Annotated in this window: 11 protein-coding genes; 7 read left to right on the forward strand and 4 right to left on the reverse strand. The window is 65.2% G+C overall.

All coding sequences use genetic code 11. The annotated features are described in order from the left end of the window. The first annotated feature begins 85 nt into the window (after positions 1–85). From NOV72_RS23945 to NOV72_RS23965, 5 genes are all read left to right on the forward strand, one after another. A complete protein-coding gene (locus NOV72_RS23945) occupies positions 86–1,105 on the forward strand; it encodes a LacI family DNA-binding transcriptional regulator (RefSeq protein WP_106857040.1) in 1,020 nt (339 codons plus the stop codon). After that, on the forward strand, positions 1,102–2,355 hold the full coding sequence (locus NOV72_RS23950) for an AGE family epimerase/isomerase (protein WP_106857041.1): 1,254 nt from the start codon (positions 1,102–1,104) through the stop codon (positions 2,353–2,355). The genes NOV72_RS23945 and NOV72_RS23950 overlap by 4 nt, the downstream gene beginning before the upstream one ends. Positions 2,356–2,360: 5 nt before the next feature. Then, positions 2,361–3,272 carry a carbohydrate kinase family protein gene (locus tag NOV72_RS23955; RefSeq protein ID WP_106857042.1) on the forward strand — a complete coding sequence of 304 codons (912 nt, stop codon included), beginning with the start codon at positions 2,361–2,363 and terminating at the stop codon, positions 3,270–3,272. 75 nt (positions 3,273–3,347) lie between these two features. Then, the gene (locus tag NOV72_RS23960) at positions 3,348–3,569 is read left to right on the forward strand and encodes a hypothetical protein (RefSeq protein WP_106857043.1); all 222 of its coding nucleotides are present in this window, start codon (positions 3,348–3,350) and stop codon (positions 3,567–3,569) included. 32 nt (positions 3,570–3,601) lie between these two features. Further along, complete coding sequence (locus NOV72_RS23965) at positions 3,602–3,847, forward strand: hypothetical protein (protein WP_106857044.1); 246 nt, start codon at positions 3,602–3,604, stop codon at positions 3,845–3,847. On the opposite strand, the gene NOV72_RS23970 is transcribed toward NOV72_RS23965, so the two are convergent. Beyond that, positions 3,844–4,494, reverse strand: coding sequence for a glutathione S-transferase family protein (locus tag NOV72_RS23970; protein WP_106857045.1), 651 nt, complete (start codon positions 4,492–4,494; stop codon positions 3,844–3,846). The genes NOV72_RS23965 and NOV72_RS23970 overlap by 4 nt on opposite strands. Before the next feature lie 237 nt (positions 4,495–4,731). Here NOV72_RS23970 and NOV72_RS23975 point away from each other — a divergent pair, with 237 nt between their 5' ends. Beyond that, the gene (locus tag NOV72_RS23975) at positions 4,732–8,307 is read left to right on the forward strand and encodes an indolepyruvate ferredoxin oxidoreductase family protein (protein WP_106857046.1); all 3,576 of its coding nucleotides are present in this window, start codon (positions 4,732–4,734) and stop codon (positions 8,305–8,307) included. Here the strand turns inward: NOV72_RS23975 and NOV72_RS23980 are convergent, their stop codons facing one another. Then, positions 8,308–9,627 carry an EAL domain-containing protein gene (locus NOV72_RS23980; RefSeq protein ID WP_106857047.1) on the reverse strand — a complete coding sequence of 440 codons (1,320 nt, stop codon included), beginning with the start codon at positions 9,625–9,627 and terminating at the stop codon, positions 8,308–8,310. Between the two features lie 352 nt (positions 9,628–9,979). On the opposite strand from NOV72_RS23980, the gene NOV72_RS23985 reads away from it, so the two are divergent. Next, positions 9,980–11,629 carry a Na+/H+ antiporter gene (locus NOV72_RS23985; RefSeq protein WP_106857048.1) on the forward strand — a complete coding sequence of 550 codons (1,650 nt, stop codon included), beginning with the start codon at positions 9,980–9,982 and terminating at the stop codon, positions 11,627–11,629. 50 nt (positions 11,630–11,679) lie between these two features. Here NOV72_RS23985 and NOV72_RS23990 read toward each other — a convergent pair whose 3' ends face one another. Both NOV72_RS23990 and NOV72_RS23995 read right to left on the reverse strand, forming a co-directional pair. After that, a complete protein-coding gene (locus tag NOV72_RS23990) occupies positions 11,680–12,981 on the reverse strand; it encodes a solute carrier family 23 protein (RefSeq protein WP_106857049.1) in 1,302 nt (433 codons plus the stop codon). 157 nt (positions 12,982–13,138) lie between these two features. Next, on the reverse strand, positions 13,139–14,698 hold the full coding sequence (locus NOV72_RS23995) for a methyl-accepting chemotaxis protein (protein WP_106857050.1): 1,560 nt from the start codon (positions 14,696–14,698) through the stop codon (positions 13,139–13,141). Between the last annotated feature and the right edge of the window lie 289 nt (positions 14,699–14,987).

A 14,987-nucleotide genomic window follows, 5' to 3' on the forward strand; every position in this document is an offset into this window, starting at 1 on the left:
ATACAATCGCCCGAAACATGCGAATCGGTCGGGCGCGGTAAACATACTGTCGACCGAATAACAGGCGGAGACTGGAAACACCACCATGAGCACCACCATTCGCGATGTCGCGCGTGCGGCAAGCGTCTCGATCGGGACGGTGTCGCGCGCGCTCAAGAATCAGCCGGGTTTGTCCGAAGCGACGCGCGAGCGCGTCGTCGAAGTGGCGCAACGACTTGGCTACGACTCGGGACAGTTGCGCACGCGCATTCGTCGCGTGACGTTTCTGCTGCATCGGCAGCACAACAATTTCGCTGTCAGCCCTTTTTTCTCGCACGTGCTGAACGGTTTCGAGGAAGCGTGCCGGGAGCGGCGGCTCGTGCCGTCCGTGCTGACCGCCGGCCCGACGCAGGATCTGGCCCAGCAGATGCGCCTGCACGCGCCCGATGCCATCGCGGTTGCGGGCTTCGTCGAGCCGGAATTGCTCGCGCATCTGCATTCGCTCGCGCGGCCCACCGTGCTCATCGACCTGCGCGCGCCGGGCTTTCGCTCGGTCAATATCGACAATGTCAAAGGCGCGTCGCTCGCCATGCAACATCTGTTCGCGCAGGGACGGCGGCGCATCGCGTTCATCGGCGGATCGCTTGCGCACTACAGCATCGCGCAGCGCGCGCTCGGCTATCGCAAGGCGTATTTCGACGCCGGCCAGCTTTTCGATCCGACACTCGAAATCGTGACGCAACCCGGCCTGCCCGCCGATCTCGCCGCCGCCGACGCAATGGAGCGCCTGATCGCCGATGCCCGTGCGCAATCCAGTCCCCTGCCCGACGCCGTTTTCGCCTATAACGATGCAGCAGCCCTCGCCGCGATGCGTGTCTGTCTCGCGCACGGGCTGCGCGTGCCGGACGACGTCGCGTTCGTCGGTTTCGACGACATTCCGGCCGCCGCGCAAAGCACGCCGCCGCTCTCGACCGTGACCGTCGACAAGGAAGCGCTCGGGCGCCGCGGCGTCGAATTGCTGCTGGAAGATCAATCGAATCCGCCGAGCCAGGCCGACACGCTCGTCGCCGTCAATTTCGTTCCTCGCGCGAGCTCGGGCACGAAACAGGACATCAGCACGCCATGAACATGACCGCCTCACCTGCCATCGCGGAAAGAGCGTCAGCGGAAACCGCGATCGACTTCCGCAGCCGCGACTTCCTGCTCGCGCACGTGCGCGACACGCTCGCGTTTTACGCGCCGAACGCACGCGATCCGTCCGGCGGCTTCTTCCATTTCTTCAAGGACGACGGCAGCGTCTACGACCGCACGACGCGCCACCTCGTCAGCAGCACGCGCTTCGTCTTCAACTACGCGATGGCCTACCGCCATTTCGGCGACGCCGGCTATCAGGACGACGCGCGCCACGCCTTCGAATTCCTCCGCGACGCGCACTGGGACGCCGCCAACGAAGGCTACGACTGGGAAGTCGAGTGGCGCGACGGGCAGAAACGCACGCTCGACGGCACGCGCCATTGCTACGGCATGGCGTTCGTGCTGCTCGCGTGCGCGCACGCCGCGATGGCGGGCATCGACGAAGCCAGGCCGATGATCGACGAAACCTTCGCGCTCATGGAGCAGCGTTTCTGGGACGCCGACGCCGGCCTCTACGCCGACGAAGCCACGCCCGACTGGCAGCTTTCGGACTATCGCGGGCAGAACGCGAACATGCACGCAACCGAGGCGCTGCTCGCCGCGTACGAGGCGACCGGCCACGTCATCTACCTCGATCGCGCGGAAAAGATCGCGGGCAATATCACGCTGCGGCAGGCAAAGCTGTCGAACGGGCTGGTGTGGGAACACTTTCACCGCGACTGGTCCGTGGACTGGCACTACAACGAATCGGACAGCTCGAACATCTTCCGTCCGTGGGGCTTTCAGCCGGGTCATCAGATCGAATGGGCGAAGCTGCTGCTGATTCTGGAGCGGCATCGCAAGCTGCCGTGGCTCGCGCCGCGCGCCGTCGAACTGTTCGACGCCGGATTCAACCGCGCGTGGGACAGCCGTCACGGCGGCCTCTACTACGGCTTCGGCCCGGACGACACCATCTGCGACCACGACAAGTATTTCTGGGTGCAGGCGGAAAGCTTCGCGGCGGCGGCGCTGCTCGGCGCGCGCACGGGCCGCGAGCGTTTCTGGGACTGCTACGACGAACTGTGGCGCTATAGCTGGGCGCATTTTGTCGATCACGAATACGGCGCGTGGTATCGCATTCTCACGTGCGACAACCGCAAGTACGGCGACGAGAAAAGTCCCGCCGGCAAGACCGACTATCACACCATGGGCGCGTGCTACGAAGCGTTGAACGCGCTCGGCCCGACCTCGACTCAACGGTGACAAGCATGGCTAGCGAGCAACCCACCTTCCCGCAATTCGTCTCGGCGGGCGACATCCTCACCGACATGATTCGCACCGACGTGTCGAGCTGGCTTTCGCGTCCGGGCGGCGCGGGCTGGAACGTCGCGCGCGCGGTTGCGCGGCTCGGACTGCCGACGGCCTGCGCCGGCTCGCTCGGCACCGACAATTTCTCCGACGACCTGTGGGAAGCGAGCGTTTCGTCGGGGCTCGACATGCGTTTCATGCAGCGCGTGGAACGTCCGCCGCTGCTCGCGATCGTCCACAAGACGCAGCCGCCCACGTACTACTTCATGGGCGAGAACGGCGCGGATCTGGCGTTCGATCCGTCGCGGCTGCCGCAAGGCTGGATGGAGCGCGTGAAGTGGGCGCATTTCGGCTGCATCAGTCTCGTGCGCCAGCCGCTCGGCGCGACGCTCGCCGCGCTCGCCCGCCAGTTGCGCGAGCACGGCGTGAAGATCAGCTTCGATCCGAACTATCGCAATCTGATGGAGTACGGCTACGAGCCGATCCTGCGCAACATGGCGAGCCTCGCCGATCTCATCAAGGTGTCGGACGAGGATCTGCACATGCTCTTCAAGGGCATGCCCGAAGCCGACGCCCTCGCAAAAATCCGCTCGATGAATCCGCAAGCCACCGTGCTCGTCACGCGCGGCTCCGGGCAGGCGACGCTCTATGCCGGCGACCAGCAATTCAGCGCGCGTCCGCCGAGCGTCGAAGTGGCGGACACGGTCGGCGCGGGCGATGCGTCCATCGGCGGATTGCTCTACAGCCTGATGGCGCGTCACGGCGAATGGCCCGAGCATCTGAAGTTCGCGCTTGCGGCGGGCGCGGCGGCGTGCCGTCATTCGGGCGCGCATTCGCCTTCGCTGGACGAGGTCGAAGATCTGTTGAAATGACCTGAAAAGGGCGTCGCACGCGTTAAATATCAGCGTGCTAGCATGGGTTCGTCCTTGCCTGGAGGCGAATCCATCATGGAAGACACCACCTACACGAAAGGCATTTATACCGCGACGATCGGCGTGCGCGCCATCGACGGCGGCCAGTTTCAGGGCCTCGTCTCGCTCGCCCGCGACGACGGCGAAGATACCGACGCGACGCTCTACGAAGTGGAAGCCGCATCGGGCGACGAAGAAGAAGCGCTCAACGAAGCGCGCGCGCTCGCGCACCGCATCCTCGGGGAAATCGAACTGTAGGCGGCCGCGCGGCGCCTGCATCGGAGGAAATCATGCCGGAGCAGATCTTCCTGTACGGCGTCTACGCCATCCACGTGAGGCCGCTCGAGCTGCAAGGCTCGCGCTGGGACGCGGAATACGAGATCCGTCATCACGACAAGGCCGTTCAGCCGTGGACGACCGTCGGCGGCGACGACGGTCTCGCCGACAAAGCCGAAGCCGTCGAGCTTGCGCATCGGCGCGCGGTGTCGGATATCGAAGCCGGCGCGGGCATTCCGAAGCCGCGCGCGTTTCCCTAATCGTCGTGCGGCGGATGCGCGACGCCGATCTGCGTATTCAGCGCGAGCCGCTCGGCTTCGCGACGATCGATCGCTGACGCGCGTTCGTAGCCTTCGCGCGCGAGCGAGCGTTCGACGTAATCGAAAAGCACGCCCTGCGGCTCGATCAGTTTCGCGATGAACGCGATCTGCAGCGTGCTCGCCGCGAGGATATCGACTGCGGTGAATTGATCGCCGAGAAGCCACGGCCCTTCTTCCAGCGCGTTCTCGAACGCATGCTCGACGCGCGCCAGATCGCCCCAGCCGAAACTCACCGTGTTGCCCTGCGCGCCGGTCACGCGTTCGGCCATCGCGGGTTCGAGACACGAGCCGGTGAAAAACATCCATTGCAGAAAGCGGCCGCGCGACGGATCGTGCAGCGGCACGCCGAGTTCGGTTTCCGGATAGCGATCCGCGAGATAAAGCAGCACCGCGCCCGATTCGGCCACACGCACGCTGCCGTCTTCCAGCGCGGGCAGCTTCGACATCGGATTGACGCGGCAAAAGTTCGAATCGTTCTGCGCGCCCGCGCGAATGTTCACGAACTCGAGCTGATACGGCACGCGCATTTCTTCGAGCATCCACAGCGCGCGGAAGGCGCGCGTCTTCGGCCAGTAGAAGAGCTTCATGGGCGTCGTTTTCGTTGGCTTTCGAGACGTTCAGGTTAGCCCCTTCACGCGTCGCCGCACGGTACGGGTTTACGCGCAGCCGCGCGGCCTCGGGAAAATTTCTCTCGCTCTTCTCGAAAATAGGCCGATTGCATCTCGATCCGTGCCCAAAGGCAGCAAGTGCGCAAAAACATTCCGCATTTGTCGGCAAAGAATGTCGCATTGCCCCGCATCTCAAAAAAAGACTCTGGAGATTTCATGAACGCGCGTGTCCCCGCCGATGCATTCTTTCCTCCCGCGCTGTCGGAATACCAACTCAGCGACAACCTCAGCGCGACCCGAGGCCGAATCTTCCTCACCGGCACGCAGGCGCTCGTGCGCCTCGTTTTGATGCAGCGCGAACTCGACCGCGCCGCCGGTCTCAACACCGCCGGTTTCGTCAGCGGCTATCGCGGCTCGCCGCTCGGCATGGTCGATCAGCAATTGTGGAAGGCGAAGAAACTGCTCGCGTCGCACGACGTGCGCTTTCTGCCCGCGATCAACGAGGAACTCGGCGGCACCGCCGTGCTCGGCACGCAGCGAGTGGAATCGGATGCGGAACGCACCGTCGATGGCGTGTTCGCGATGTGGTACGGCAAGGGCCCGGGCGTCGATCGCGCGGGCGATGCGCTCAAGCACGGCAACGCGTACGGCTCGTCGCCGCACGGCGGCGTGCTGGTCGTGGCGGGCGACGATCACGGCTGCGTGTCGTCGTCGATGCCGCATCAGAGCGACCAGACGATGATCTCGTGGCACATGCTGGTGGTGAATCCGTCGAACGTCGCGGACATGCTGGAATTCGGCCTCTACGGCTGGGCGCTGTCGCGTTTCTCGGGCGCGTGGATCGGCTTCAAGGCGATCTCGGAGACGGTCGAATCCGGCTCGACCGTCGATCTCGACGCTTTGAAGCTCGACTGGAAGACGCCGCAAGATTTCACGCCGCCGCCCGGCGGTCTGCACAACCGTTGGCCCGATCTGCCGAGCCTGACGATCGAAGCGCGCCTCGCCGCGAAGATCGACGCCGTGCGCCACTTCGCGCGGACGAACAGCATCGACAAGTGGATCGCGCCGAGCCCGCGCGCGAACGTCGGCATCGTGACGTGCGGCAAGGCGCATCTCGACCTGATGGAAGCGCTGCGCCGCCTCGAACTCACCATCGACGATCTCGATAAAGCGGGTGTGCGCATCTACAAGGTCGGGCTGTCGTATCCGCTCGAAACGACGCGGCTCGAAACGTTCGTCGAAGGATTGAGCGAAGTGCTCGTGATCGAAGAGAAAGGACCGGTCATCGAGCAGCAGATCAAGGAACACCTTTACAACCGCATCGAAGGCGCGCGGCCGGTCGTGATCGGCAAGAACGCGCGCGACGGCGCGCAGCTTCTTTCCGCGCTCGGCGAATTGCGTCCGTCGCGCGTGCTGCCGGTCTTCGCCGAATGGCTCGCGCGTCACAAGCCCGCGCTCGATCGCCGCGACAAAGTCGTCGATCTCGTCGCGCCGCGCATCCTTTCGAATGTCGCCGATGCCGTCAAGCGCACGCCCTACTTCTGCTCGGGCTGTCCGCACAACACGTCGACGAAAGTGCCGGAAGGTTCGGTCGCGCAGGCGGGCATCGGCTGTCACTTCATGGCGTCGTGGATGGAGCGCGACACCACCGGTCTGATCCAGATGGGCGGCGAAGGCGTCGACTGGGCGTCGCATTCGATGTTCACGAAGACGCCGCACGTCTTCCAGAATCTCGGCGACGGCACCTATTTCCATTCGGGCATTCTCGCGATTCGTCAGGCCGTGGCCGCGAAGGCGAACATCACGTACAAGATTCTCTACAACGACGCCGTCGCGATGACGGGCGGCCAGCCGGTCGACGGCAGCATTTCGGTGCCGCAGATCGCGCGGCAAGTGGAAGCGGAAGGCATCGCGCTGCTGGTCGTCGTAAGCGACGAGCCCGAGAAGTACATCGGTCACGAAGATCAGTTTCCGCGCGGCACGACGTTCCATCATCGCGGCGAACTCGACGACGTGCAGCGCCGCCTGCGCGACACGCCGGGCGTCACCGTGCTCATCTACGATCAGACGTGCGCCGCCGAAAAGCGCCGCCGCCGCAAGAAAGGCGAATTTCCCGATCCGGACAAGCGCCTCTTCATCAACGAAGCCGTGTGCGAAGGCTGCGGCGATTGCGGCGTGCAGTCGAATTGCCTTTCCGTCGAGCCGGTCGAAACGGAGCTGGGCCGCAAACGCCGCATCGATCAGTCGTCGTGCAACAAGGACTATTCGTGCGTGAACGGATTCTGTCCGAGCTTCGTCACGGTCGAAGGCGCGAAGCTGAAGAAGGCCGAAGGCCACGCGTTCGATCCGGCCGAACTCGCGCGCCGCGTCGATGCGCTGCCGCAGCCCGCCGGCCTGCTCGACAACGCGCCGTACGACATTCTCGTGACGGGCGTCGGCGGAACGGGCGTCGTGACGGTCGGCGCGCTCATCAGCATGGCGGCGCATCTGGAAGGCAAGAGCGCGTCGGTGCTCGATTTCATGGGCTTCGCGCAAAAGGGCGGCTCGGTGCTGTCGTTCGTGCGCTTCGCCGCGACCGACGCGCTGCTGAACCAGGTGCGCATCGACACGCAGCAGGCAGACTTGCTGCTCGCGTGCGACATGGTCGTCGGCGCGAGTCCCGAAGCGTTGCAGACGGTGCGGCACGATCGCACGAAGATCGTCGTGAACACGCACGCGATTCCGAACGCGACGTTCGTGCAGAACCCCGAAGCGAATCTCCATGCCGATGCCCTGCTCGACAAGATGCGTCACGCCGCCGGCCCCGATGCGCACGACGCCATGCGCAGTTGCGATGCGCAAGCGCTCGCGCAGCGTTTTCTCGGCGACACGATCGGCGCGAACATTCTGATGCTCGGCTTCGCGTGGCAGCTCGGGCTCGTGCCGCTGTCGCTCGCGGCGCTGATGCGCGCGATCGAGCTGAACAATGTCGCGGTCGCGGCGAACAAGCTGGCGTTTTCGATCGGCCGTCTAGCGGCGGCGGACATGGGCGCGCTCGAAGCGCTGACCGCGCAGGTGCTGGCGAAGCGCGTCGTGTTGGAGCGGATGTCGTTGCCCGAACTGATCGGTGACCGCGAGGAACGGCTGCTCGCGTATGGCGGTTCGAAGTACGTGACGCGCTACCGCAGGCTCGTCGATGCCGCGACGAACGACGACATCAAACGCGCCATCGCGATCTCGTTCTACAAGCTGCTCGCGGTTAAGGACGAATACGAAGTCGCGCGCCTGCATGCGGACCCGGCGTTCCGCGCCGCGCTCGGCGCGCAATTCGAAGGCGCGGCGGGCGAGAGCTATACCGTGAAGTTCAACCTCGCGCCGCCCGCGCTAACCGGCTCGGTCAACGGCGGCGCGCCGAGGAAGAAAGTCTTCGGCCAGTGGATGTGGCCGGTTTTCGGCGGACTCGCGAAAATGCGCGTGCTGCGCGGCACGGCCTTCGATGTCTTCGGCAAAACGCTCGAACGACGCATGGAACGCCAGCTCGCCGACGACTTCGAGATCACGATCGCGCGCGCCTTGTCCCGCGTGAACGCCGGCAACGCGAACGACGTGCAAGCGCTCGCCGCGTTGTTCGAGAAGGTGCGCGGCTACGGTCACGTGAAGCTCGCGAACGTCGCGATGGTCAAGCGCGGCGAACGCGGCATCGCGGCGCGCATCGGCATCGAGGCGGCGACGGGCGATGCCGTGCGCGCCGCCATCGACACGATGAAGGGCGCGGCGTCGCTCAAGGGCATTCCGGTCGTCGTGGCGAAGTAATTATTCGATGTCGTCGTCGGGCAACCAGTCGACGTCGCCGCACAGCACGCAGCGCTTGCCTTGCGAGCGCGTCTCCACCGACAGCGTGACGCACGGCATCGCCTCGTTGATCGACAGATACGGCTTCGTCACGTGCACGCGCTCGGGATCGCCGAGCGCCGCGCGGAAGTACGGGCGGCGCAGCCAGTTCGCGCCCTGCGCGTCGATGAGCGGCAGAAAGCGCGCCTCGTGCGCCGCGCGGTCCGCGCGCAGCACGACGTTGCGGCCCGCCTGCCTGCCGTTCTGATCGAGCAGGAAGCAGCGCGCGGCGTTGTCGAGCGCGAGAAAGTTCCAGCACACCTCTTCGAGCGGCTCGCCCGCCGCGAGCCGCTCGGCGGCGCGCTCGAACGCGCGGATATACGGCTGAAGCCGCGTCGCGACGCGCCGCTCGCGCGCTTCGGTCTGCAGGCGGTAACGTTCGGTCAGCTCGCCGATCACGATCTGCGCATGCACGCTGTCCGCGAGCCCCGGATGCGGCCGCGCGAAGAAAAATCCCTGCACGAAGTCCGCGCCGCTCGCGAGCGCGAGTTGCGCTTCGTGCTCGGTCTCGACACCTTCGATCAACACGAGCTTGCCCGCTTCATGCAGCAGCGACACGATGCCCGACAACACCGCCTCCATGTTCTGCCGCTGCTTGAGCGAGCGCGCCGACAGCGGCGCGTGCACGTTGTGCCCGGCGTGCGAAAGCATCACGCGATCGAGCTTGACGATGTCCGGATCGAGCTGCCAGATACGCTCGATGTTGGTGTGGCCCGCGCCGAAATCGTCGAGCGCGATGAGAAAGCCCTGATCGCGGAACTGCTGCACCGCGAGCGCGAGCCGTTCGACGTCTTCCGCGCTTTGTTCGAGCACTTCGAGCACGACGCGGCGCGGCTCGATATCGAGCCGCTTCAGATTCGCGAGCAGCGCCGCCGCGTGATACGGCTCGGTCAGCGCGCCGGGATGCACGTTGAGAAAGAGCCATTCGTCTCTCGCGCCGAGCATCTTGAAGTTTTCGAGATGCAGCGCCTGCGCGAGCCGGTCGATCAGCAATGCTTCGCCGACGCGCGATGCCTGCCCGAACACGTCGAGCGGCGACACGGGCCGGTCAAGCGCATCGTGGGCGCGCAGCAAGCCTTCGTATCCGACCGCGCGCATGTGCGACAGGCTGAACACCGGCTGAAACACGCTCGATAGCGTCCACTCGCCATGCTCGACCGAATAGCGGTCGAAGCCCGACGTCACGCCGAGCTCGAAGCTGCGCGCGGAAACCGTCACCTTCTCGGGATTCGCGATCACCATGCCGATGTCCTCTCCCCGGCGCTCAGACGAATCGCGCTCGATTGCTTCATGCTCCACACCCTTACCGTCTTCATAAGTACAGCCCTCGATGATCTCGCCGGGAGTCTCTCCGTCCCGTGGCTTTCGGTAAAGCAAGCTCCATGCGCACGGCGCGGCGCGATCCGTCGATCGTTTGCCCGCTTCGTGCACCGTCGAAAGGCGATTTCATGTGCACGCGCACCGTCGCGGTGCGAAAACCGCGAGCCGCGTTCGCTGACCGCATCGCGTGCAGAGGCTAAACTTTCGGCTCATCCAATCAATGCTAGACGCCGTGTGCGCCGGCCGCTCGCGCGCGTCGTGCAGTAGCGCACACATGGAAATCGTTTTTACCGTCCTCATTCTTCTGCTGGTCGTGGCGCTGTCGGGATTCGGCCTGAGCCTGCTGCCGATCAAGCTGCCGCTGCCGCTCATCCAGATTGCGATCGGCGCGTGCCTCGCATGGCCGGGCTTCGCGCTGCACGTCACGTTCGATCCCGATCTCTTCATGCTGCTCTTCATCCCGCCGCTCTTGTTCGCGGACGGCTGGCGCATTCCGAAGCGCGAGCTCTACATGCAGCGGCGCGCAATCCTGATGCTCGCGCTCGGGCTCGTGTTCATCACCGTCGGCGTGCTCGGCTACTTCCTGCACGCGATGATTCCGGCGATGCCGCTGCCGATCGCGTTCGCGCTCGCCGCCGTGCTCTCGCCGACCGATGCCGTCGCGCTGACGGGCATCGCCGGACGCAACCGGATTCCGGCGAACCTGATGCACATTCTCGAAGGCGAGGCGCTGATGAACGACGCATCGGGCCTCGTCGCGCTGAAGTTCGCGATCGCGGCGGCGGTGACGGGCGTGTTTTCGCTGCGCGATGCGACGATCAGCTTTTTCATCATCGCGGCGGGCGGACTCGCGATCGGCGCGGCGATCAGTTGGGCCGTCACCGAGATTCCGTCGCGTCTCGTGAAGTTTTCCGACGACGAGGATCCGGCCGCGGGCGTGATCCTCACGATCCTGATTCCGTTCGCTGCCTACGTGGTGGCCGAGCACGTGGGCTGCTCGGGCATTCTGGCGGCGGTGTCGGCCGGCATGATGATGAACATCCAGAGTCTGCGCGAAGGCATTCCGAGCGCGGTGCGCGTGCGCATGACGAGCACCTGGACGATGATCGAATTCGTCTTCAACGGCATGGTGTTCATCCTGCTCGGGCTGCAGTTTCCGCACATTCTCGGGCAGGCGCTGATCGAGGCGCATCACGACAGCGACGCGCAAGTGGGCCTGCTGATCGGCTATGTGATCGCGACGCTGGTCGCGCTTTATTCGCTGCGCTTCGTCTGGGTGTATTCGCTGCGCTGGGTCGCGGCGCGCAAGACGGCGAAGCGCGGCATCGAGAGCGCCGCGCCCGGTTTTCGCACTCTCGCGCTGACGACGATCGGCGGCGTGCGCGGCGCGTTGACGCTCGCGGGCGTGCTGTCGCTGCCGGTGACGCTGGCGGGGCGCGATCTGGCGATTTTCATCGCGTCGGCGGTGATATTGGTGTCGCTGCTCATTGCGGTGGTGGGCTTGCCGTTGATGCTGCGCGGCATCGAGCGCGAGAAGAATCCGCACGCGGCGGAGGAGCGCATGGCGCGCCGCCGCGCGGCGCAGGCGGCGATCCGCGCGGTCGACGACACGCACGACGAACTCGTCGAACAGATGGATGAAGCCGGGTCCGCCCGCTGCGCCGATTCGACCGCGCGCGTGATGGGCATGTATCGCCGGCGGCTGGAATCGCTCGGCGACGAGGAAGCGCCGCGCGTGGCGGCGAAGAAGAGCGAACTGCTGGAGACGCGGCTGAAGATGGCGGCGCTGCGGGCCGAACGTGCGGAGTTGCTGCGGCTGCGCTCGCTGCAGGAGATCAACGACGAGACGCTGAACAAGCTGATGCGGGAGGTGGATTTGTCGGAGACGGCGATTGTGAATCGCAAGCGGGGGACGACGTCGTAGTCATCCGCTCGCGCATTCGGCGAAGCGCGGGCGGATGAACGCGAACCGGCTCAAACCACACCCGCCCCACGCCGACGCAGAAGCGCATAAAAAATAATCGCGCCGAAAGTAGCCGTCCCGATGCCGCCAAGCGCAAACCCACCAAGCTTCAGCGTGAAATCTCCGGTACCGAGCACGAGCGTGACAGCCGCGACGATCAGATTCCGGTTGTCCGAAAAATTCACCTTGTTGACGACCCAGATGCGCGCGCCGGTCACGGCGATCAGCCCGAACACGACAATGGAAACGCCGCCCAGAACCGGCCCGGGAATCGTCTGAATCAGCGCGCCGAACTTCGGCGAAAACCCGAGCACGATCGCGAACAGCGCCGCAATCACGAACACGAGTGTCGAATAGATCTTCGTGACGGCCATCACGCCGATATTTTCGGCGTACGTCGTCACACCGGTGCCGCCGGCGAAACCGGAGACGATCGTCGCGAGTCCGTCGCCGATGAACGCGCGGCCGATGTACTTGTCGAGGCTCTTGCCCGTCATCGCGCCGACGGCCTTGATGTGCCCGAGATTTTCCGCGACGAGAATGATCGCGACCGGCGCGATCAGCGTCATCGCCGGGGCTTCGAACACGGGCGCGGTGAAGTGCGGCATGCCGAACCACGCGGCGTTCGCGACGATCGAAAAATCGATCGGCTTGCCCATGCTCATGCCGTTGGTCAGCACCGCGTAGATGGCGTACGCGATCGCGAGGCCGATCAAAATCAGAAGGCGTTGCGCCATGCCGCGCGCAAACACCGCGACGGCGCCCACGCACAGCACGGTGACGAGCGCCATCCACGATTCGAAGCTGCTGCCCATCACGCCTTTCACGGCGATCGGCGCGAGATTCAGCCCGATCACGCAGACGATCGCGCCCGTGACGACAGGCGGCATCAGCGCTTCGATCCACTTCGTGCCGACCGCCGCGACAATCAACCCGATGACCGTGTACGCCACGCCGCACGCGATGATCCCGCCGAGCGCCACCGGAATGTTCATGTTCGCGCCATGACCGCCGTAGCCCGTCACCGCGATCACGAGCCCGATGAACGCGAAGCTCGAACCGAGATAACTCGGCACACGCCCGCCGACCAGCACGAAAAACAGCAGCGTGCCGATGCCCGACATGAAGATGCACAGATTGGGATCGAAGCCCATCAGGAGCGGCGCGAGCACGGTCGAGCCGAACATCGCGACGACGTGCTGAATGCCCATCGCGATCATCTGCGGCCAGGCCAGCCGCTCGTCGGGCGCGACGATGCGCCCCTCCTGAGCGTCCGGCTGGACCGGCCAGCGCGGGAAATAGGAATCGGACATCGGCGGGCTCCTTCGGCGGTGAGGCGCCGTCCGGGCGGCGCGCTGTATATGAAAAACAGGCGCGAGTGTACGGAGCGGGCTCTCGGGTGGCAAGCGAGCCGATATTACGACCGTTTGGCCGTCGCATGTCCGCGACGTGTCACGTCTCTTTCCCGCGTCAGGCGCCGCGCTCCAGCTCGAAAACCGCGACCGCGCTCTTCAGTTGCTCCGCCTGATCGGCCATCGCGCCCGCGGCGGCGGCGGCCTGCTCGACGAGCGCCGCGTTCTGCTGCGTCACCTCGTCCATCTGCGCGACGGCGCGATTCACCTGCTCGATGCCCGCGCTCTGCTCGTGCGACGCCGACGAAATCTGCGCCATGATGTCCGTCACGCGCTGCACGGCCTGCGTGACTTCGGCCATCGTCGCGCCGGCGCGCTCGGCGAGCGCCGCGCCGCTGTCCACGCGTGCCGTCGATGCCTCGATCAACTCCTTGATTTCCTTCGCCGACATCGCGCTGCGCTGCGCGAGCGAACGCACTTCGCCCGCGACCACCGCGAAGCCGCGCCCTTCCTCGCCCGCGCGCGCCGCTTCCACGGCGGCGTTCAGCGCGAGGATGTTGGTCTGGAAGGCGATGCCCTCGATCACCGCGATGATGTCGGTCATCCGCTTGGAGCCCGACGCCAGTTCGCGCATGTTGTCCACGACTTCGCCGACGAGTCCGCTGCCCCGCGCCGACACGTCCGACGCGCCGCGTGCGAGGCCGCTCGCCTCGTCCGCGTTGCTCGCGTTCTGCTTCACGGTCTGCGTGAGCTGTTCCATGCTCGACGCGGTTTCTTCCAGCGACGCCGCCTGCTCTTCGGTGCGCTGCGACAGATCGGTGTTGCCCTGCGCGATTTCGCGCGACGCGTGCAGAATCGAATCGCTCGAATGCCGAATCCCGCCGACGATGTCCGCGAGCTTCGCGCTCATGTTGCCGAGGCTCGCGAGCATGCTGTGGTCGTCGCCGGCGCGCGTGGCGACGCGCGTCGACAGATCGCCGCGCGCGATGCGGTCTGCGATATCGGCCGCGTACGCCGGCTCGCCGCCGAGCTGCGCGGAAAGACGCCGGCCGATCAGCACCGCGAGCAGCGCGCCCGCGACCATCGCGCCGAACACGAGCGCGAGCATGACGACGCGCATCGTTTCGTATTCCGATGCCGCGTCGCGGCGGGCGTCGGTGGCGCGCTTGCGCTTGAAGTCGGCGAGACGTTCCAGCGAATCGCGCGCCTTTTCGCTCGCGGCGATCGCGCGCGCGATGAGGCCCATCTGATCGACGTCGATCGGCATCGGCTTTTTGCCCATCTGCATCAGCACGATGTCTTCCCACTCCGCGACGGACTTGCTCGCCGCATCGTAGTGCGCGATGCCTTCGGCGGAACGGATCGTCGGGCGCATGAGGTCGAACGCGCGGTGCATGCTGTCGAGCGACGCCGACATGCCTTCCTTGAGCTTGGCCTTGCCGGTGTCGTCGGCGAAGGTGAGGTTGGCGGCGGCGAGATCGGTGTTGAGCTTGTGCTTGTTGACTTCCTCGACCCAATAGAGGCCGTCCATATGACGCTGGCCGATTTCCTCGATCAGGCCGTTCATCTTCGCGAGCGAAACCGCGCCGGTGGCGCCCACGCATGCGCAAAACAGGATCACGACCGCGAAAGACAGCAACAATTTGCTGAGCACGGACAGGCGGTCAAACCATTTCATCGATGTCTCCTCTGTCACGCCCCGCGGACGACGCCCGCGGACGGCGTGGCGCAAACTTCGGTTCGCGCACAGAGTGGCTTTACGGCGCTCGTTTCGATTTTCTTGAGCGCGTATGGAGGGCATAACGCCTTGAGGATGAGCGCGGAAATATCGATGAAAGGCGTTAGAAAGGAAGGCTGAAAGAAATCGGCAAGTCGCTGCCAGCTAGCAGACAAAGTAAGCGAATTCTTAATTGGGAGTTATCTTATTTTGCCGCTCAACGCTGCAACGTATGCTTTCTCCATGCGTG

This window comes from Caballeronia novacaledonica, from assembly GCF_900258035.1.
In the GTDB taxonomy this organism is placed as follows: Bacteria; Pseudomonadota; Gammaproteobacteria; order Burkholderiales; family Burkholderiaceae; genus Caballeronia; species Caballeronia novacaledonica.